The sequence below is a fragment of the Actinokineospora iranica genome (assembly GCF_900101685.1).
Taxonomy (GTDB): domain Bacteria; phylum Actinomycetota; class Actinomycetes; order Mycobacteriales; family Pseudonocardiaceae; genus Actinokineospora; species Actinokineospora iranica.
Window position 1 is genome coordinate 69,085 of the sequence record NZ_FMZZ01000012.1, and the last position, 21,306, is coordinate 90,390.

Annotated in this window: 8 protein-coding genes; 6 read left to right on the top strand and 2 right to left on the bottom strand. The window is 65.7% G+C overall.

The window, feature by feature from the left end; all coding sequences use genetic code 11:
- Positions 1–120 precede the first annotated feature (120 nt).
- From BLS56_RS22625 to BLS56_RS22650, 6 genes are read left to right on the top strand one after another with little or no spacing between them, the layout of a single operon-like run.
- Positions 121–6,336: a protein kinase domain-containing protein gene (locus BLS56_RS22625; RefSeq protein ID WP_091454506.1), complete on the top strand. Its 6,216-nt coding sequence runs from the start codon at positions 121–123 to the stop codon at positions 6,334–6,336.
- 21 nt (positions 6,337–6,357) lie between these two features.
- On the top strand, positions 6,358–9,249 hold the full coding sequence (locus tag BLS56_RS22630; RefSeq protein WP_091454508.1) for a DEAD/DEAH box helicase: 2,892 nt from the start codon (positions 6,358–6,360) through the stop codon (positions 9,247–9,249).
- Positions 9,249–13,391, top strand: a complete 4,143-nt coding sequence (locus BLS56_RS22635) for an Eco57I restriction-modification methylase domain-containing protein (RefSeq protein ID WP_091454511.1) — start codon at positions 9,249–9,251, stop codon at positions 13,389–13,391. The genes BLS56_RS22630 and BLS56_RS22635 overlap by 1 nt, the downstream gene beginning before the upstream one ends.
- On the top strand, positions 13,391–15,217 hold the full coding sequence (locus BLS56_RS22640) for a DUF4357 domain-containing protein (protein WP_091454514.1): 1,827 nt from the start codon (positions 13,391–13,393) through the stop codon (positions 15,215–15,217). The genes BLS56_RS22635 and BLS56_RS22640 overlap by 1 nt, the downstream gene beginning before the upstream one ends.
- The gene (locus BLS56_RS22645; RefSeq protein WP_091454517.1) at positions 15,214–16,410 is read left to right on the top strand and encodes an McrC family protein; all 1,197 of its coding nucleotides are present in this window, start codon (positions 15,214–15,216) and stop codon (positions 16,408–16,410) included. The genes BLS56_RS22640 and BLS56_RS22645 overlap by 4 nt, the downstream gene beginning before the upstream one ends.
- Before the next feature lie 9 nt (positions 16,411–16,419).
- Entirely contained in the window at positions 16,420–18,570 is a 2,151-nt protein-coding gene (locus BLS56_RS22650) for a UvrD-helicase domain-containing protein (RefSeq protein WP_091454520.1), read from the top strand.
- Here the strand turns inward: BLS56_RS22650 and BLS56_RS22655 are convergent.
- Positions 18,564–20,210 (bottom strand): N-6 DNA methylase, encoded by a 1,647-nt coding sequence (locus BLS56_RS22655; RefSeq protein ID WP_091454729.1) that lies wholly within the window; start codon positions 20,208–20,210, stop codon positions 18,564–18,566. The two genes, BLS56_RS22650 and BLS56_RS22655, sit on opposite strands and share 7 nt — an antisense overlap.
- Before the next feature lie 763 nt (positions 20,211–20,973).
- Positions 20,974–21,132, bottom strand: a complete 159-nt coding sequence (locus tag BLS56_RS31685; protein ID WP_175482982.1) for a hypothetical protein — start codon at positions 21,130–21,132, stop codon at positions 20,974–20,976.
- Positions 21,133–21,306: the final 174 nt, after the last annotated feature.

Genomic DNA, 21,306 nt, shown 5'->3' on the forward strand with positions numbered 1-21,306 from the left:
GTCAACAGATGCTTTTTTTCGAGTGTATCGAGCTCGTGTACGGTGTTGCTCGCAGGGGTTGGCGATGTCCAAGCAGCCCAACTGCGGAACCGGTCGGTCGGTGGATGGGGAGGACGAGGGGTGTCAGCGGGCGATGATGTCGTGGTGGGTCGGTTTCGGCTGCTGGATCCCATCGGCAAGGGCAACATGGGCGAGGTCTACCGCGCTGCTGACCTGAACGCGGGGGAAGGGGGCGGCGTGGTCGCCGTCAAGCGAATCCTGCGTAGCCGGATCGGCGCGGACAGCGATTTCATGGCGGCGTCGAAGACCGTCGAACGGTTCAACCGCGAAGTGCGGATCATGCGCAAGCTCGACCACCCGAACCTCCCCAGTACGGTTGACGGTGGAATCGACGCCTCGGGGTCCCCCTACTTGGCGATGGAGTACCTCGACGGGCGATCTCTGCGTGACCTCGTGGCCGAGCACCCGCAGCTGCCGATTTCCTGGGTCGCGGCTCTGGGCGCCCAGATCGCCGACGGCTTGGCGGCCGCGCACAGGGCGGGTGTCATCCACCGTGACCTCAAGCCGTCCAATGTGATGCTGGTCCAGGCCGGGACCGTGAAGGTGCTCGACTTCGGCATGGGACGGATTGTCGACGACATCGAGAACGGCAAGGTCACGAGCAGTGGAGTCACGGTCGGCACCGCCCGCTACATGGCCCCCGAACAGTTTCTCGCCTCGAATGTGGCGCACGCGGCCGATCTCTACGCCCTGGGGTGCGTGCTGTACGAGCTGCTCACTGGTGTCCCTCCTTTCCACAGCGAGTCCAGGCACTCCCTCGGGCAGAAGCACCTCAAGGAACCGGTCCCACCGATCCGGCTCCTGCGGTCGGACGTGCCGGGGGACATGGTCCGCCTGGTCGAGCGACTCCTGGAGAAGGACCCGGCTGATCGCCCGGCGGATGCCGTCGCCGTCCGTGCGGCGCTGCTTCCGCTGGTCGTGGGGACGGAAACTGTCGACGGATGGGACGACTTGAACCCGGTGACCCGGCTCGCCGTCACACCCGATGCGCCTCCCGTCGGCACCGCTCCCGCAGCGCGCCCGGCAGGCTCCGGCATGGACGTCTTCGGTGTCCATCACAAGCTTATCGAGGATTATCGGGCGTTCACCGAGGGCGGCACGATCATTCGGGACGACCGGATCGCGGCGTTCGTCGAGGACGATCTGGACTCCAAGTCGCAGTGGCCCAATCCGTGGTTGTCGTTGAACCCGTTCTTCGCCTCCGGCGGGACCGTGCTGGAGTTGGCCAACGAGGGACTGTTGCATCATGAGTGCGCTCGCATCTTCCAAGCGCGCAAGACTGAGGGGGGCACCGTCTGCGACGGTCGCCCCCTCACCCTCCACCGCCACCAACGTGACGCCATCGATGTCGCCAAGTCCGGCGAGTCTTACGTCCTCACAACAGGCACAGGCTCGGGCAAGTCGCTGTCCTACATCGTGCCGATCGTCGATCGGGTTCTCCGGGCACGCGAGAACGAAGGCCCGACGGACGCTCGCGTGCGGGCGATCATCGTCTACCCGATGAACGCCCTCGCCAACAGCCAACTCAAGGAGCTAGACAAATACCTGCTTGACGGCTACGGCAAGGGCCGCGAGCCGGTGACCTATGCCCGGTACACCGGCCAGGAAAGCGACGAGCGCCGCAAGGATATCCGCAACAACCCGCCGGATATCTTGCTCACGAACTATGTGATGCTGGAACTGATGCTCACCCGGCCAGAAGAGCGACGCTCCCTGATCAACATGGCCAAGGGCCTGGAGTTCCTCGTCTTCGACGAACTGCACACCTATCGTGGACGGCAGGGCGCGGACGTCGCGCTGCTCATTCGCCGGGTGCGCGAAGCCTGCCAGGCCGACCGGCTGCAGTGCGTGGGCACTTCGGCCACGATGTCCAGCGAGGGCGCCTTCGAAGCGCAGCGGGAGGTCGTCGCCGCCGTCGCGGGAACGCTGTTCGGGCAGCCGGTGCGCCCGGAGAACGTCATCGGCGAGACGCTAGTACGGGCCACTGAGGAGCCCCCGGAGACCGTGCCGGTCGAGCGGCTCCGGGCACTTGGAGCACCGCGGGCCTACGCGGATCTGGTCGCAGACCCGCTTGCCCGCTGGATCGAGACCCGCTTCGGCCTCCGCATGGACCCGAAGGGACGTCTTGTGCGGCAGAAGCCCGCCATGATCGAGGCAGCGGCGGCTGAGTTGGCCGGACAGAGCGGGCTCCCCGAGGACACCTGCGCCGCTGCGATTCGCGGCACGCTCAAAGCGGGGTCAGAAGCCCGACATCCGGTCACCGAGCGACCCCTGTTCGCTTTCCGGCTGCACCAGTTCCTGTCCAAGGGCGACACCGTCTACGTGACCGTTGAGGACAAGCTGACCCGTCACCTGACCCGGGACTACCAGCGGGTGCAGCCCGGCTCGGACGGCAAAATCCTCCTGCCGCTCGCGTTCTGCCGAGAATGCGGGCAGGAGTACCTGACCGTGTGGCGCAAGGAGACGGACGGCGGGTTTCGCTACGAGCCGCGTCGGGACACCGCTGCCACCGGCGGGCGGGCAGGCGACGGCTATCTCTACATCGACCCCGCCCGCCCCTGGCCGCGCACGCCCGAGGAAGCGATCGCCGACCGCCGACTGCCCGAGTCGTGGCTGGAGATCGACGACCACGGTTACGAGGTCGTGCGCGACTCGTACCGTAAGAGGCTTCCCGTCGCTGTCACCGTGGACCCATACGGCTTTGAGGGCCTGGGTGACTTCCGCGCCGCGTTCATTCCCGCGCCGTTCTTGTTCTGCATGCATTGCGGCGTCAGCTATGAGCAGACGCGCGGCAAGGACTTCGCCAAACTCGCCACCCTCGACCAGGAGGGCCGGTCCTCGGCCACCTCGCTCGTGTCGGCCTCGATCGTGCGTTCACTCAAGGCCGTTCCTGCCGACGCGCTCGACAAGAAGGCCCGCAAGCTCCTGACTTTCGTCGACAACCGGCAGGACGCCTCCCTGCAGGCAGGCCACTTCAACGACTTCGTGCAGATCACCCAGCTGCGCGGCGCGCTGTACCGTGCTGTGCTGGACGCGGGCGACGACGGCGTACGCCACGAGGAGTTGGCGTCCCGGGTGGCGGACGCGTTGGGTCTGGAGGTGGCCGACTACACCGGCTCCGCCGACCAAGCTCCGACGCTGGTTCGCAACGCGGCCAAGACGATGCGCGACGTCATCGCTTTCCGGCTCTACCTCGACCTGCAGCGCGGTTGGCGGATCACCATGCCCAACCTGGAGCAGACCGGCCTGCTGGAGATCCACTACGAGGACCTGGACTGGCTGGCGGGCCAGGACGAGCGATGGTCGGGAACCCAGGCGAGCCTCCGCGCCGCCGAGCCGGGCAGGCGCGCTGAGATCATCCGGGCGCTGCTCGACGAGATGCGCCGCGCCCTGGCTATCGATGTGCAGCATTTCCGGGACGATTTCGAGAATCTGCAGCGCGCCAGCGAGGAACGCCTCATCGACCCCTGGGTGCTGTCGCCGAGCGATCGCCCCCAGGTGGGAACCGTCTACCCCCGCGGCTCCAAGCCCGGAATGGACCGCTCCGGCCTGTTCCTGTCCGGCCGCGGCAAGTTCGGGAAGTACCTCAGGCGGGTGCATTTCGCGGGGTTGACCGTCGACGACGCCCAGCAGATCATCAGTGATCTGCTCGCGGTGCTGGCCACCGCGGGCCTGGTGCAGAAGTGTGAGGTCACACCCCAGCGCTCGGGACGCTTCCAGCGCAAGGTGGGCTCGACCATCACCGGCTACCGTCTGTCAGCCAAGGCGATCGTCTGGCGGGCCGGGACCGGCGAGACCGGGACGCACGACCCACTGACTCGCACCTACGCCAGCGGCGACGGCCCCAGGGTCAACACCTTCTTCCGCGACCTCTACCGAGGAGCTGCGGGCGTTCTCGCGGGCTTGGCGGCGCGGGAGCACACTGCCCAGGTCGCCCCGGAGGAACGTGAGCGCCGGGAGGACGCTTTCCGCAAGGGCGAACTCAAGTTGCTCTACTGCTCGCCGACAATGGAGCTCGGTGTCGACATCTCCGAGCTCAACGCGGTCATGATGCGCAATGTGCCGCCCACCCCCGCCAACTACGCCCAGCGCAGCGGCCGGGCGGGCCGGTCGGGCCAGCCCGCGCTCGTCACCACCTACTGCGCCACCGGCAACAGCCACGACCAGTACTATTTCCGGCGTTCGGACCGCATGGTCGCCGGAGCCGTGGCGCCGCCGCGTCTCGACTTGGCGAACGAAGACTTGGTGCGTTCGCACGTCCAAGCCATTTGGCTGGCCGAGTCCGGGCTCAAGCTGGGCTGGAGCATCCCGGCGACGATCGACGTCGGATATGACGAAGACGCCCGGGTGCCGAACCCGCCGCTGCCGCTGCACGACCACATCGCCGCGGGCCTGGCCGATCCGGATGCCCCGCACCGCGCCGCGGCAGCTGCCCGAGCGGTGCTCTCGGAGCTGTTGCCCGCTTTCGCCGACACCACGTGGTGGTACGACGGGTGGATCGAGGACACCGTCCGCGCCGCCGGGGCGCAGTTCGACCGCGGCTTCGACCGGTGGCGCGACCTGTTCAAGGCCGCCCTGGTCGACCAGGCTGAACAAAACCGCAGGGTCCTCGATCACACCCTGTCCGAGCGAGACCGCAAGATTGCCGTCGGGCGACGGCGGGAGGCGGAGACGCAGCTCAACCTCCTCAAGAACGAGAGCACGGACAGCAAGTCGGTGCTCTCCGACTTTAACCCGTACCGATACCTGGCGAGTGAGGGCTTTTTGCCCGGATACTCGTTCCCCAGGTTGCCGCTCGCGGCGTACATTCCGTCGACCGGCCGCCGCTTCGGCGACGGGGACTACCTGCAGCGTCCGCGGTTTCTGGCGATCCGCGAGTTCGGGCCGGGCGCGCTGATCTACCACGAGGGCGCCCGTTACCAGGTAACCCGCATCCAATTGCCGCCGGACGCCACCGGCGACGTCGTCACCACCAGCGCCAAGCGTTGCGCGTCCTGCGGCTATCACCACGACATCCAGGTGAACGCGGACAAGTGCGAGATGTGCGGCGAACGGATCACCGCGACGACTCATGGTCTGCTCCACCTGCACACCGTCTACACAAAGCGACGCGAACGGATTTCCTCGGATGAGGAGGAGCGCAGGCGAGCGGGGTTCCGCCTCGTCACCTCGTACCGCTTTCACGACCACGGCGCCCGCCCGGGGCGCCGTGACGGCGCGGTGTCCGACGACGAGGGCCCGCTGGGGGCAGTGACCTATGGCGATTCCGCCACTGTGCGCATCACCAACGTTGGCAGGCTGCGGGCCAAGGACGACGAACCCGACGGCTTCTGGCTCGATCCCGCCGACGGCCGCTGGCTCAACGAGCGGGACGCCGCCGAGGCGTCCGGGGACTCTGGCGAGATGCCGGTCGTCGATGCCGACGGAAACGAGAAGCGCCGCCGCAAGCGGGTGATCCCGTATGTCGAGGACCGCCGCAACATCTTGGTGCTCACCCTGGCTCAGCCGCTGGTCGCGGATGTGGCGCTGACCCTCATGTACGCGCTGGAACGCGGCATCGAGGCGGCCTTCGAACTGGAGGACTCCGAGCTGACCAGTGAGCTGCTTCCACCGGACGACGGCCCACGCGACCGGATGCTGTTCACGGAAGCAGCCGAGGGCGGGGCAGGCGTGCTTCGACTGCTGCAGTCTGAGCCGGACGCGCTGCGGGAGGCCGCGAAGACCGCCCTGAACATCTGCCACTTTGAGCCGGACGGAACCGACCGGGGTGGCCAGCACCCCGACCGGCCTTGCGCGCGGGGCTGCTATGAATGTCTGCTCACCTATGGAAACCAGCTCAACCACGGCGCGATCGACCGTCACTCGATTCGTGACCTGCTGCGCCGTTTCGCGGACGCGCGGACTGTCACCACCGGCCGCGGCGAAACCCGGTCTGAGCAGATGACGCGGTTGATCGGCCAGTCTGACTCCAAGTTGGAGGGCACGTTTGTCACCTGGCTCAAGGAACGCGGCCTCCGCCTGCCAGACGAGGCGCAGACGTTCATTCCCGAGGCACTGGCCCGACCCGACTACATCTACCGGACCCGGGGAGCCAATGTCGCGGTCTTCGTCGACGGCCCAGTCCATGATCACGCCGTGGTCGCCGAACGCGACCGCGACGCGGAGAATCGTCTGCTCGACAAGGGCTGGGACGTGGTGCGGTTCCGTCACGACGCCGACTGGTCGGCTGTCGTCGGGGAGTTCCAGCACTACTTCGGGCCCGGCGTGGGCGCCTGACGAGGGAAGAGACCGACACCAATGACGACCTTCACCGCTGGCTCGCTCGTTTCCGCGCGCGGACGGGACTGGATCGTGCTGCCGGACAGCGCCGACGACATGCTCGTGCTCCGTCCCTTGGGCGGCGGAGCTGACGACCTCGCGGCTGTCTTCCCGGCTTTCGAGGAAGTCCGCAGCGCGGAGTTCCCCAAGCCGGAGTCCGCCGATCTCGGCGACGCGCTGGCCGCGGGCCTGCTCCGCTCCGCTCTGCGCATCGGCTTCCGATCGGGTGCGGGCCCGTTCCGCTCGCTCGCCGGTATCGCCGTCGAGCCCAGGGCGTACCAGCTCGTCCCACTGATGATGGCCCTGCGCCAGCGCATCGTGCGCATCCTGATCTCGGACGATGTCGGCATCGGCAAGACCATCGAAGCGGGGCTCATCGCCGGCGAGCTCCTGGCGCAAGGCAGCGCGCGCGGGCTGGCCGTGCTGTGCTCGCCCGCGCTGGCCGAGCAGTGGCAGGAGGAGCTGCGCGTCAAGTTCGGCATCGACGCGGAACTGGTCCTGGCGTCCACGGTGTCCAAGCTGGAGCGCGGGCTAGACCTGGGACAGTCCCTGTTCGACAGGCACCCGAATGTGGTGGTGTCCACCGACTTCATCAAGTCCACCCGCCACCGCGACGACTTCGTGCGGCACTGTCCCGATCTGGTCATCGTGGACGAGGCGCACACTTGCGTGGCGGCCGACGACAGCGTTTCGGCCCAGAACCAGCTGCGCTACGAACTGCTGCAACGGATCGCCGCCGATGCCGAACGCCACCTGCTGCTGGTGACCGCGACACCGCACAGTGGCAAGGAAAGTGCCTTTCGCGCCCTGCTCGGCCTGATCTCGCCTGATCTCGCCTTGGTCGACCTCGATTCGGACCGGGGCCGCAGGATGCTCGCCGCGCACTTCGTGCAGCGAAAGCGCGCCGACGTTCGCCAATTCCTCACCGCGGCCGATGGAGTGGCCGACGACAGCCTGCGCGAGGAGACCACGTTTCCCGCTGACCGCGAGTTCAAGGACGAGACCTACAAGCTCTCTCCCGCGTACCGCGCGTTGCTTGACGACGCCATCGCCTTCGCGGGCGATCGCGTGGCCGCGGCCGGTGAACAGGGCAAGCGGGAGGCGCGGATCGCGTGGTGGTCGGCGATCGCGCTGCTTCGGTCGCTGGTCTCCTCACCGCGTGCCGCCGCGCAGACCTTGCGCACCCGGTCTGCGGCGGCGTTGGCCGCCACCGCGGAGGAAGCCGACCGGTTGGGCGCGCCGCTGACCAGCGACGCCTCGGACAGTGACATGCTGGAGGGACTTGATGTCGCTCCCGGCGCGGCGACTGAGCAGGCGGGCGCCCGGCTGGCCGAACTGGCCGACCGCGCGCAAAAGCTGGAGGGGCCGACCGAGGACCGGAAGCTGGCCGAGTTGGCCAAGCACGTCAAGGCTCTGCTCAAGAAGGGCTTTCACCCGATCGTCTTCTGCCGGTACATCCCCACTGCGGAGTACGTCGCCGAGCACCTCGGGAAGGCGCTTGGTGGCAAGGCAGTCGTGCGCGCCGTGACAGGGACGCTCGCCCCGCAGCAGCGTCTGCAGCGCATCGAGGATCTGGCCGAGGAAGCGGGCGCCAAGGCCAGCCGGGTGCTGGTGGCGACGGATTGCCTGTCGGAGGGCGTGAACCTCCAACACCACTTCGACGCGGTGATCCACTACGACCTCGCCTGGAATCCGACCCGCCATGACCAGCGGGAGGGCCGCGTCGACCGCTACGGGCAGAAGACGGACGTCGTCAAAGTCATCACGCTGTACGGCAGTGACAACGGCATCGACGGCAAGGTTCTCGAAGTTCTCATCAAGAAGCACCGGCAAATCCGCAAGGACCTCGGTATCTCGGTGTCCGTGCCCGACGCGGCCTCGACCGGTGTGACCGACGCGATTGTCGAGTGGCTGCTCATGCGCAGCAGCAAGCCCGAGCAGGCGGGCTTGTTCGACATGGACACGATCGTCCAGGACAAGGCCGCGGACCTGGAGACGGAGTGGAAGTCGGCCGCCGAGCGGGAAAAGACGTCTCGCTCGCGGTTCGCCCAGCGCGCCATCCACCCCGAGGAGGTCGCCCGGGAGGTGGCTGCCATCCGGGAGACCCTGGGGCGCACAGGTGAGGTTCGCGGCTTCGTCCAGCAGGCATTGTCCGGTCTGGAGGCCATCCTGCGCGATGACGGCTCAGGCGGACTCACCGCGGATATGAGTGGAACTCCTGCTGGGCTCCGCGACGTCATCGCGCCAGTGCTCGGCGGCGACGTGGTGGAGGCAGGCCGCCCGATTCCGTTCCGTGCGACGGCCGCTGTGGCGCGTGGTGAGGCTGCTCTGGTCCGCACTGATCCTGTGGTGAGCGCGCTCGCGGGATATGTGCTCAACGCCGCGCTCGATGGCAAGGTCCATGGTCCGCGGCCCGCCCGACGCTGCGGCGTCATCCGGACAAGAGGTGTCGAGAGCCGCACGACGCTGTTGCTGGTGCGCTTCCGGTTTCACTTGGCGCTGCCGTCTCGGACCGGAGAACGGCAGCTGGTCGCCGAGGATGCCCGGTTGCTGGCGTTCCAGGGATCGCCGTCTACCGCGACCTGGTTGTCCGCTGAAGATTCCTTGGGGCTGTTGGAGCTGACCGCCGATGAGAACACGGACCGGTCCTTCGGAGAACGCACCATGCGGCGCGTCCTGGATGACCTCGACTCGGCGAACCCGCATCTGGAGGCCTACGGCGACCGGCTCGCCGCCGAACTGCTGGAAAGTCATCGTCGGGTGCGCAGTGCGTCGGGCGAGATCATCCGCGGAGTGAACGTGACCGCGCAGAAGCCCGCCGACATCCTCGGCGCCTACGTGTACCTGCCGGTTTCGGGGGGAGCCGCCTGATGTCCGCCATCGCTCGCAACCAGATCTTCTCCGCTGTCCACACGATCGGCGGCCTGCTTCCAGCCGACATGCTGGTGCGCATCTCCGAGGGCAAGGACGTGCGGGGTTGTCTGCCTGCTGATTACCGGGTTATCGGCGCACGCTCGGTGCGCGACGACGCGGAACGACATTGGGACTATCTGCGGTCAGCCTGGCGTGAACTGCGGGAGCGACTGCCCGCCGCGCCGGAGGCGGAGACCCCGACTGATCCGACCGGGCTCGCGACCACGCAGTGGCTGGGCCCGCTGTTCACCGAGTTGGGCTTCGGTGAGCTGACCGTGCTTGGCGTGTCGGGCATCAGGTCTGATGACGACAGCAAGACGTTCGCGATCAGCCATCGCTGGAACCACGTCCCGGTGCATCTGACCGCGTGGCACGCGTCGTTGGACAAGCGGCCGGGCGGGCCGGGCACGGTGCCGCCGCAATCGCTGGTGCAGGAGTGTCTGAACAGGACGGACGCCCACCTGTGGGGTGTGCTCACCAATGGCCGCCAGTTGCGGCTGTTGCGCGACTCCAGCGCTCTGGCGACCGCGTCGTATGTCGAGTTCGACCTGGAAGCGATCTTCGACGGCGAGTTGTTCAGCGAGTTCGTGCTGCTGTACCGGCTGCTGCACGTCACACGGTTCACGGTCGCGGAGGATGCGCCGCCGTCGGCGTGCTGGCTGGAGAAGTGGCGCGTCGAAGCGATCGCTTCGGGCACACGGGCGCTCGACCAGCTTCGCGATGGCGTGCAGAAGGCGATCACGACGCTGGGAACGGGCTTTCTCAGGCATCCTGACAACGTCGAGTTGCGCAGGAACCTTGACGTGCACACCTACCACGCGGCGCTCCTGCGGCTTGTCTACCGCTTGATCTTCCTGTTCGTCGCTGAGGAGCGGAACGCGCTCCATCCGCCGAAGGCTCCGGACAAAGCTCGGAAGCGGTACGAGACGTATTTTTCCTCGGTTCGTCTTCGCCGCCAGGCGAGTAGGCGCAGAGGCACCGCGCACACAGATCTGTACCAGGCCGTCCGGATCGTCCTGGACGCGCTCGGGGATGTCGACGGACGACCGGAACTGGCGCTGCCCGGTTTGGGCGGAATCTTCGATGACAGCGATGCCGATGCCCCGCTGCGCGGGCTTTCGCTGGCGAACACAGACCTGCTGGAGGCCGTCAGGCACCTGTCCCGTGTCCGCGACGACCGGCGTTGGCGTCCAGTCGACTACCGCAACATGGGGGCGGAAGAACTCGGATCCATCTACGAGTCCCTGCTGGAACTGGTGCCCAAGCACAGCGCTGTGGACAGCACGTTCGAGCTGGTCAACCGCGCGGGCAACGACCGGAAGAAGACTGGTTCGTACTACACGCCCAGGTCGTTGATCGAGACTCTGCTGGATTCCAGCCTCGATCCGGTCATCGACGACGCGCAGAAGCGCGGCGAGCAGAAGGCGACGGCGGCGGGCGCGGTGGACGCCGCCGATCACATCGTCGGCGAACTGCTGTCGCTGACCGTCTGCGACCCTGCCTGCGGATCAGGGCACTTCCTCGTTGCGGCTGCCCGTCGCATAGCCAAGCGGGTCGCCGCGGTCCGGGAGCGCAACCCGGAACCGACCGTGGCGGCGGTTCGGCATGCGCTCCGGGAAGTCATCGCCCGCTGTATCTACGGCGTCGACCTCAACCCCATGGCCGTCGAACTCGCTCGGCTCGCACTCTGGTTGGAAGCCCTGGAACCAGGCAAGCCACTGAGCTTCCTCGACGCCCACGTCAAGCACGGCAACGGCCTCATCGGCGCGACTCCCGCGTTGTTGCGGGACGGCATCCCCAACTCGGCGTTCAAACCCGTCGAAGGCGATGACGAGACCTATGCGAAGTTCCTCGGCAACGAGAATCAACAGCAGCGCGCTCGTCAGGGCTTGCTTTTCGATGTGGAAGTCACGATAAAAGTTGCGAACACCGTGTTCGGTGCTGAAGTCCGGGGTATCACCAGCGCTCCATCCGACACGCTGGCGCAGGTTCGCAGGCAGGCGTCCGAGTACGAGAAATGGGAGAACTCGAAGGAGTATTCCATGGCCCGCCATGTCGCGGACGCGTGGTGCGCGGCATTCATGTGGCGCAAGACCAAAGCAGACCCGCCTGCGGTCACTCATGCCGTCTTCGAGAAGCTGCAAGACCCCGAGCAATCGGCTGCCTCTCAGCAGACCCATGACGAGATCGTGCGGCTGCGCGAGCAGTACCGGTTCTTTCATTGGCACCTGGAGTTTCCCGACGTCTTCGTTGTGCCCGAGGGTGGCTCAGGGGTGGACTCGCGCACCGGCTGGACGGGAGGTTTCTCGTGTGTACTAGGAAACCCTCCATGGGACAAGGTGGACTTCGAGGACAAGAAGTACTTCAGCGTCGTCGAACCCTCGATCGCGGGAATCTCCGGCACCGCGCGCCGAACCCGAATCGCCAAGTGGGCGGCGGAGAACCCCGACGCCGCCCATCACTACCAGGCTGAGCGGCGGAAGCAGAAGTCGACTTTCCTCTTCGCCGGAAGCTCCGGGGCTTTTCCGTTGTGTGGCAAGGGTCTGACAATCAAGGGGGTCAACTCTCTTCAGACCGACCAACTCTTCGCGGAACGCTTTGCGACAATCGTCATGCCGAGTGGTCGTGTCGGCTGCATCATCCCGACTGCCATCGCCACCGGTGCTGGGGCGCAGCACTTGTTCGCCGACCTGACCCGACGTGGCAGCATCTCGGCCCTGTTCGATTTCGAGAACCGCAAGCCGCTGTTTCTCGGCGTTCACGCCAGTTACAAGTTCTGCCTGTTGTCGCTGGTTGGTACCGGTCTGCGTGAACAGGCGGCCAAGTTCGCTTTCTTCCTCCAGGACACCGACGACCTCGAAGACCCCGAGCGAATCTTCGCACTCAGCGCCGAGGAGATCGCCCGTATCAACCCGAACACCGGCAATCTGCCCGTATTCCGCGTCCGGCGGGATGCGGACCTCACCACAGCAATCCATTCGCGTCTACCTGTACTGTGGAATGAGTCGGAGAGGAGCGGAAACCCGTGGGGTATTCGATTTAAGCGCCTTTTCGATATGACGGACGACTCCGATCTATTCCGTACGTGTGAACAGTTGAACAACGAAGGCTGGTCTCTAGAAGGAAATATTTACTTCCGAGGAGATTTGCGAATGCTGCCGCTATACGAGGCCAAGATGATCGACTTCTTCAATCATCGCGCTGCGGATGTAGTCAAGAGTGAAACGGCCGTCAATCGTCAGAATCAGCCTCGATACCTGAAAATCGAGGAGCTGCAGGCGCCTGACCGACTTGCGCAGCCGCTCCACTGGATCAGGGCGAGTGGGACCATCGCTACCCGTCGGAACGGAAAAGATCGGGACGTGTCGGGTGTCGAAGCGCGATTGGCTGAAGCCCGCTGGGAAAGGGACTGGCTGTGCGGCTGGTGTGATGTGACCTCGTCGACCAACGAGCGCACCGCCATCCCTGCCTTCTTTCCCCGCACTGCGGTCGGCCACACGCTTCCTCTTATGCTGCCGAGTGTTGCTCCCGAGTTGGTTGCCGCGCTCATAGCTGCGCAGAGCTCAATGGTGTTCGACTTCGTGAGCCGTCAGAAGGTGGGTGGAATCCATATGGCGCTGATGACCTGGAAGCAGCTTCCGGTCCCACATCCCAAAACGATGGATCCACACACTTCCTTCATAACCCCGCGAGTCCTGGAACTCGTCTACACCGCCTACGACATGGCTGGCCTCGCCCGAGACCTCGGCGACGACAGCCCACCCTTCCGATGGGATGAGGATCGCCGAACGCAGATGCGTGCCGAGTTGGACGCTTACTTCTTCCACCTCTACGGCATCGATCGCCCAGACGTGGACTACATCCTTGAAACCTTTCAGTCCGAAACCGGTGGCCTCAAGAACAACGAAATCGCCAAGTACGGCACCTACCGGACCAAGGACCTGATCCTTGCCGAGTACGACCGCATGGCCGAGGCTGGACTCAGCCTCACCACCCCGCTGATCGACGGGGAGAACTACACCTCCACGCTCACCCCACTCCCTGGCCACGGTCCCCGCCACCCCGCCGATCCCAGCAGCACCCAACCCAGGGGGACCTGATGCCCTATCCCGAGTTCCGGCTCCGTTTGCCCCACGGCGGCCCCATCGCCCACGGACGACTGCTCGACGAGGTGGGCACTAACGGCAGTCGAACGTTCCTCGTAAGCTCCGGATCACCCGCCCGCTCCGACGTGGTGCCCTCCTTCCCGCTCCGGATGCCGTCCTCATACAGATTCCGTCAACGCTTGATTGAAGAAGGTCGCATCGCGGAGTCACCCACCTGGCCTGGCTGCCTGGAAACCACCGAGGACATCATCTGTAATTCGCCGTCGGCCGCGGCTGAGATCCTGCTCGGCCGCAACGCCAACGGGTGGGCTGAGTGGAAATCCCCCGACGGTAGGCCACTCGCCGACTTCCTTGAAGTCCCCGCCAGCGGACCGAACCGAACATGGTTGGTGCGCGGCTCCAATGTGTCCGGGGTCGATCTTGTCCAGCGCCTCTGGCTGCCGGAGGGCCGGGTGAGTGTGCCCGCTTCGCACTTGCGCAAGGGCGTCGAGCAAGGCATCAGCAAAGACAGGTTGCGCACCTGGGTCGAGGAGGACTACGAGTCCACCCTCTCTTACAACCAGCGCCTCCGGATGGTTGATGAACTTCACGCCTTCCTGTCGCGGATGAAGCCTGGTGACACCGTTTGCACGATCTCCACAGGGATGCTCTATGTCGGTGAGATCACCGGTGATGTCAGCCAGATCGCATCCGACGGTGGCCGATCGAACCTACGGCGACCTGTCGAGTGGACGAGTGTCGGCTCCAAGTTCAACGACCTTCCTGAAGAACTCCAACAAAAGCTGTCCATCCAGCACGACGTGGTCGACCTCACCGCGGTCGCGGGCTTGGTCGCCGGACTCGGTCGCAGTGCCGAGGAACTCGAAGAGGCCGTGGACTCTGACGGCGATGCCAGCGTTGAGGCCGCCGCGCTCGTGGCGCGCCGCGAGCTGGAGCTTCCCGAGCCCACCGCCGAACTCGCCGCCGACCTTCTGATCCACGACCTGGCCTGGGCGAAGGAAGTCCGTGACCTGCTCTGGGATGACCGTCAACTTATCTTTTACGGACCGCCCGGAACGGGCAAGACCTATCTCGCGCTCAAGCTCGCCGAGTTTCTGGGCGGTGGTCCCGAGCAAGTGAAGCTCGTGCAGTTTCACCCTTCCTACGCCTACGAGGACTTCTTCGAGGGCTTTCGCCCGCGGGAGGACCCGAACACCCGCGAGGTCGCCTTTCGGATCACTGACGGTCCGCTGCGCGAAATCGCAGACATGGCGTCACGCGAAGGCAACCGCCACGTGCCACACTTCCTGATCATCGACGAGATCAACCGGGCGAACCTGGCCAAGGTGTTCGGCGAGCTGTACTTCCTGCTGGAGTACCGCAACAAGTCGGTGCGGCTCACCTATTCTGGGGACGATTTCGCGCTCCCACCCAACCTGTTCGTCATCGGCACCATGAACACCGCCGACCGCTCCATCGCGCTCGTGGACGCGGCTATGCGGCGCCGCTTCTCCTTCGTGGAGCTGTCTCCTCGGACCGAGCCGACCAGTGGTCTGCTGCGTCGGTGGCTCGTTCGGGAGAAGCGGGACGCCGAGCCCGCGGACCTCCTTGACGCCTTGAACGCCCGCATTGCCGATCCGGACTTCCAGGTGGGCCCGTCCCATCTGATGCAGAAGGCGGTTTACCGCGACGGCGGCCTGGAACGGACCTGGCGCACGAAGATCCTGCCGCTTCTGGAGGAACACCATTATGGCGAGGGTGTGAACGTCGAACAGCGCTATGGCCTGCACGCACTGCGGGCCGCGGTCGCGTCCAGGCCGGGTGAGCCGGAACCGTCATGACCGTGCTGGAACTGACCGAGCACGGAACGCCGCTGTCGGTGTCGCTCGACGACGCCGTTGGCCGGGCACTTGCCCGGTCGCGGTTGGTCGAGGCGGAGCCGGACACTGTGCTGGAGGGGCGCTGGCGAGTGCGTGCCAAGGGGATCGTGGGCGTGGCAACGGTTCCCGTTTCGGGTGACGATGTGATCACCCTTCGGATCGCGCCGAAGATTCCAGTCGCGCGGCTGCTGTTCTTGCTTGGCTACAGCCGAGGCCGACGATACTGGCGTCCTGAGCATGTGCAGGTGGACAAGGATGAGGAGTTGCTGCCCGCGCTGGCCCGGCTCTTTGTGCTCCAGGCGGACGAAGCAATCCGGCGAGGACTGCTGAAGGGATACCGCCTATTCGAGGACACCGCCCTCATCATGCGCGGACGAGTCCGCGAGGCGGAACAGATTCGCAGGCATCATGGGCGGCTCATCCCGCTGGAGGTTGCCCATGACGACTACACTGCGGATATCGCCGAGAATCGCCTGCTGCGCACCGCCTCCGACGTGCTGCTCCGGTTGCCCGGTGTCACCCGCGATGTGCGCGGCCAGATTCTCCGCCTGCGTGTCCGGCTGGCGGAGATCACTCCGATCGGGCGCGGCGCATCGCTGCCGTCCTGGCATCCGTCCCGGCTGAACGCCCGCTATCACAAGGCGTTGCGCTTGGCCGAGCTAGTGTTGCGCGCTGCGTCCGTAGAACATCGTCCGGGTACGGTGACTGTGCACGGCTTCCTCGTGGATATGGCCAGGGTCTTCGAAGACTTCGTCACGACCGCACTGGGTCATGCTCTTGCCAAGAGCGGTGGCTACTGTGCGCTTCAAGCCAGCCACCATCTCGACCAGGACAACGCGATCCGGATGGTCCCGGACTTTGTCCAGTACGCCATTGACGGCACTCCGCTGGCTGTCGCCGATGCGAAGTACAAGGCTGAGAAGCCCGAGGGCTTTCCCCACGCCGACCTCTACCAGATGCTCGCCTACTGCACGGCGCTCAACCTCGAGCACGGCCACCTTGTTTATGCCAAGGGAGACGCACCTCACATGTCGCACCGGATCAGGAACTCCGGCATCACCATCCACCAGCACGCCTTGGACCTCGACCAGGCTTCCGAAACGCTGCTCGCGGACACCAGTGCTTTGGCCCGGCGGCTCGCCGCACCCCTATGATCGTCAACCATGCCAGCGCTCGCATTCGCAAACAGCTTCTGGGAGACATACGACCTGCTGGAGAAGCAGGTCAAGGCCGGTGTCCGCAAAGCGATGGCCAAGTTCCAGCAACTGACCATCGCTGAGCTCTACGCGGACAAGGGCCTGCACTTGGAGTCGGTTGACAATGCTCGTGACTCGCGTATGCGCACCATTCGTGTCACCGACTTCTGGCGTGGGGTCGTCCTCGCGCCCGACGACGGAAGTGGCATCTTCCTCTTGGTGAATGTCGTGCCACACGACGATGCCTATGAATGGGCGGCCAAGCGCGTCTACACGGTCAACACGGCGACCCGCGCCTTGGAGGTGCGCAATGTCGTCGCGATCGAGCAGCTCACCCCGTCTCTGGAACAGGTTGCGGCGAATGCGCCGACCCTGCTGTTCGCCGCCTACTCCGACACCGTGCTCCGCGACTTGGGCCTAGACGACCAGGTGCTCCGCGCGGCGCGTGCGATCGCCGACAAACCCCAACTTGAAGCCTTCGGTGGAGTCCTCCCCGAGGACCAGTTCGAGGTTCTGCAGTTTCTCGCCGAAAGTTTCACGCCCGAAGAGGTCTACCGGGATGTCGTCACCGCACGCAAGCCTGCCGACGTTGCCTTCGACAGCGGCGACAGTCTGGCGGCGGCGATCGTCAACACGGCCAGCCGCATCACGCTTGTCACGGGCCCGGACGAACTGGCCGACATTCTCGACAAGCCGTTTGCGGCGTGGCGGGTGTTCCTCCACCCCTCACAGCGCCGTGTCGCCTACCGCACATCCTTCAACGGCCCGGCACAAGTGACTGGTGGACCAGGGACAGGAAAGACAGTGGTCGCTTTGCACCGGGTCAAGCACCTGCTGACCCGGAAGCCGCGCAGCCGAGTACTGCTCACGACGTTCACCAATGCCCTCGCCCGAACCCTGCGTGAGAACCTGGCACTGCTTCTCGACGACGATGACCAGCTGGCCCGAGTCCAGGTCACCACCGTGGACGCGTTCGCCAACCGCATCGTCAGGGACCTGACCGGCCTGCCATCGGCCCCGATCGGCGACGCCGAGGAACGGCAGTTGTGGCGGCGCGTGGGCAGGATGCTCGGTCTGCCCTGGACAGAGCAGTTTCTGGTTCAGGAGTTCCGGCAGGTCGTCCTCGCGCAGAACATCCGTGACAAGGATGAGTACCTGCGCGCCGACCGGCGCGGTCGAGGCATGCCGTTGCGACCGTGGCAACGGGAACAACTCTGGGCAGCCATGGAGACATTCACCACCGAACTGGCGGGTTCCGGTCGCACGACACACTTGCGGATCTGCTCCCAGGCTGCCGACCTGCTCGGGCGCCCGAACGCGGGGGCACACCAATTCGATCACGTCGTCGTCGACGAAGCCCAAGACTTGCATCCGGCGCAGTGGCGGGTGCTGCGTGCCGCCGTCCCGGATGGCCCGGACGATCTCTTCATCACCGGAGACCCTCATCAGCGGATCTACGACTCTCGGGTATCGCTGAGAACGCTCGGCATCTCGGTGCCTGGACGCAGCGCTCGACTGCGGGTCAACTACCGCAGCACAGCCGAGATCCTCGGTTGGTCCGTCGGGGTGCTCGACGGGACGCCCGTGGAGGGGCTCGGCGGCGAGGGCAGCGACAGCCTCGTCGGCTATCGCTCGCTGCTGCACGGAAAGCGGCCTCGGATGGCGGGACACGCCAACGAGACTCTCGAGATCGCCGCGCTCGTGGAGACCGTGCGGGAGTGGCTTCGCCAAGGCGTTCCGCTTAATGAAATTGCCGTGTGCACCCGGTTCAACGTTCTCTTGGACAAGGTCCACGCCCGACTTCGGGCCGAGGACATCGCCGCCGTGTGGGTGAAGGACCACCCCAGGTCGGATGTTGGCGGTGTGCGGCTGGCGACGATGCACGCTATGAAAGGCTTGGAGTTTCGGTGTGTCGCGGTGGTCGGGGCCACGGCGCGAGCTATCCCGTTCCTGGCGGGCGTCACCCCGGTGGAGGTGGACCGGCAGCAGTACGAGAACGACATGTTGAAGGAGCGCTGCCTGCTGTTCGTGGCGTGCACCAGGGCCCGGGACGCCCTTGCCGTGTCGTGGAGCGGCACGGCAAGTCCATTCCTGCCAGGAACCGCGGGCCGCTACTGATCCACGCCCGTTTTGGGGCGAAGCGCGCCTTGGGTGAGGCCGTCTCTAGCCAGCCTGGACGCGCGTTCACCCAGCTTCGTCAAAGCCGCCAGCCTGCGCTCGAACTCTTCAAGCGCACGAAACGCGGCGCCGTACCGGTGTTGGTCGCCGATACCCATTTGGGGGATGCGGGATCCCCTGACGTCCACACGGAATGTTCCACTGCCGCTAGTCGCGCGCTTGACATTCGCGGAACTGTGCAGAAAACCGCGCAAGTAGTCGGTGTCGAGTTGGTCGCTAGCGGAGGTCGCGGAACCATTTTCGATGGAGACGAGGCCTGCCCGCACCAAGTCGGCCACTTTGAGGGTGGCGCCCTCCAGCGAGCCGGGGCCCGCGGCCAGTGCGGGAAGGAGGTCACCTATCTGCTGAAGCCGGGAAGCCAGTTCCGCACAGGCCGACTGGTACTCAGCCAGGTGATCACCGACAGAGGCGGTGACATAGCGTGTCGGGGTCAGGTCGACCTCTTCGTCGAGCAGATCGATCAGCGGCACATCGACGCAGTGCCTGGAATCAGGCTCGAACGGTCCTGCGGGGTCGGCGTTCGCCATATCCACCATGCGGACGACGGAGTTGGCCTGCTCCGAACCCTTGGGACGAGCCAGCAGCCACAGCTGCACGGGCAATGGGTGGGATGCGGCCATCCCCGCAGGCAGCGCCACTACGTGGGTGAGCACGCCTCTGCGTACCAACTCCGCGCGGATTCGGCGACCGGCTTTCCGGTACGCGACTGAGGGAGGCTGCACGACGATCGCCCGCCCGCCCGGAGCCGTGTGCGCGTAGCAGTGCTGCAGCCAGGCCAGTTCACTCTCGGCGCGGGTCGGCACGCCGAACTCCCAGCGGGCGTCGAGAAGTAAGTCCTCTCGGCCCCAGTCTGCCGTATTCGTGGGCGGATCGCACACGACGAGATCGGCTTGAAGCTGCGGCCACTGGTCGTCGCGCAGCGAATCACCAGTCCTGACCGTGGCGTCATCGCGTCCGGCCAATGCTAGGCGCGCCTGGGTCAGCCGGGTCGCGTCAGGGTTGATCTCCTGTCCCACCAGCGTGATCTTGGCGTCCTCACCGAAAGCCAGAAGCAGCGTGCCAAAGCCGCAAGCCGGGTCGAAGACGACTCCCGATACGTCGCCCGCGAACTGCCGCATGGCAAGCCCGAGGCGGGCGGTGGAGGTCTGCTCCAAGCCGGTTCGGCTTGGAGAGCTGAGGAATCGCTCGACCAATCCGGAGACCACTTCGGCGGGCGAACTTTGCGCGGCCAGCTCTGACACCAGTGACCGGAGGTCCTGGGCGAGACTGTCCGCTGAGTTCCCGAGCAGTTCGGCGGTGTCGGCGAGGCCAGCGACGAGATCCTCTCCGTACGCGCTGCGCAGTGCCTGCCAGATGAGCACCTCGGAGGAGGGCGCCTGTCCCCGGCCATGCCGCTCGAGCCAGGCAGTGACCTCGGCGGCGGAGAACCGAGCGTTGCGGCCCGCACCGCTGGCAGGCGCGGGGAAGTCCGGATACCGCTTGCGCCAGTTGGATACCGCAGCCCTGGTGATCTTTGCTGATCTCGCGATGTCCGCAGCCGTCACGAGGGTGTCGGCGCTGACTGGGGCATCCGGATTCATACCCATTAGCGTACACAGTTTCACGACTAGAGGGGTGTTGTGCCAGTTGACGTCGTCAACGCATCTAGACCGACGGTCTGCGGCGCGATCGGCGAACTGGTCGGTTGGAATGGCGTCTCCTACCCAGCCCACGTGCCTGTCACCGTCGGCCGCAGTGTGAGGTTCCGCTGCTTCCGTCTTGAATCCCCTTCCGACGATGCCTGTCGCCAGCGACTCGCCTGCGGCCTGGAAATCGCTGACAATGTCAATCAAGCGTTCATTCCTACATGATGAGCAGCGCGTCGATCTGCGATCCCAGAAAAAGCGCTGCGCTCCAGCAGCGTGCGTGTTGTGGTGTCGGAGCCCCTTCATTCGACCGATGGGTGCGACTGTTTGGTTCGCGGTTTTTGAGCCGTCGTTACGCTGACCTGGTGCGCGGGGACGATCTTGCTCGGGTGACGCGTGAGTGCGCTGCGCTTCGGGATGCGGCGAGCTTGGCGGATTGGGTCGGTGCTGGTCGGCCGGTGACGGCCAGGGTGTGCTCTGCCGGGCGGCCACCACAAGCGGCCCGCCGCCCGCACCGTTCACGTCATCGACTGGTCGGCTGCCGATGCAATGACGCCCGCTCTTTCCAGTGGCCCAGCCAGCAAGCAGCCGAGAAGAACCGCCCAATGCTTGATCATTTTGAGTGCTCCCGGTAGGAGCACCAAAGGATGGGAACGGGCCTGACCAGCGGTTCCAGAGCGGATGCTTGGTGGTGCAGGCCAGTTTTGTCTTGTAGTAGTCAGGTGACGCTCACGCCCGGTGACGCGCTGTTGTCGTTTCGTCGGCACCACAGCAATCGGCACCACAGCAATACGTCGTGGATGACCACCGCCTGTTGCCAGCCAAGGCGCTCAGCTTCGCCGCCGTCGACGAGGTCGATCTCGAAGACGACGTCCATGGCGTTACGTTGCTGGCGGCGGCGGGTCCGCTGCGTGGCAGCCCGCACAGACAAAGAACGCGCCTGCCGACAACAGGGAGGGCCCGGACAATACGAAGGTGCCCATGCGGATCGACACCGCCGTTTGCCACCGCTGAGCCGTGGCACCCCGGCGTCGACGGCGTCGAACCGTCC

Excerpts from the sequence above, each read along its gene's own strand:
- BLS56_RS22630 (WP_091454508.1), top strand. The coding sequence starts at position 6,358 with ATGACGACCTTCACCGCTGGCTCGCTCGTTTCCGCGCGCGGACGGGAC.
- BLS56_RS22635 (WP_091454511.1), top strand. The coding sequence starts at position 9,249 with ATGTCCGCCATCGCTCGCAACCAGATCTTCTCCGCTGTCCACACGATC.
- BLS56_RS22640 (WP_091454514.1), top strand. The coding sequence starts at position 13,391 with ATGCCCTATCCCGAGTTCCGGCTCCGTTTGCCCCACGGCGGCCCCATC.
- BLS56_RS22645 (WP_091454517.1), top strand. The coding sequence starts at position 15,214 with ATGACCGTGCTGGAACTGACCGAGCACGGAACGCCGCTGTCGGTGTCG.
- BLS56_RS22650 (WP_091454520.1), top strand. The coding sequence starts at position 16,420 with ATGCCAGCGCTCGCATTCGCAAACAGCTTCTGGGAGACATACGACCTG.
- BLS56_RS22655 (WP_091454729.1), bottom strand. The coding sequence starts at position 20,210 with ATGAATCCGGATGCCCCAGTCAGCGCCGACACCCTCGTGACGGCTGCG.
- BLS56_RS31685 (WP_175482982.1), bottom strand. The coding sequence starts at position 21,132 with ATGGACGTCGTCTTCGAGATCGACCTCGTCGACGGCGGCGAAGCTGAG.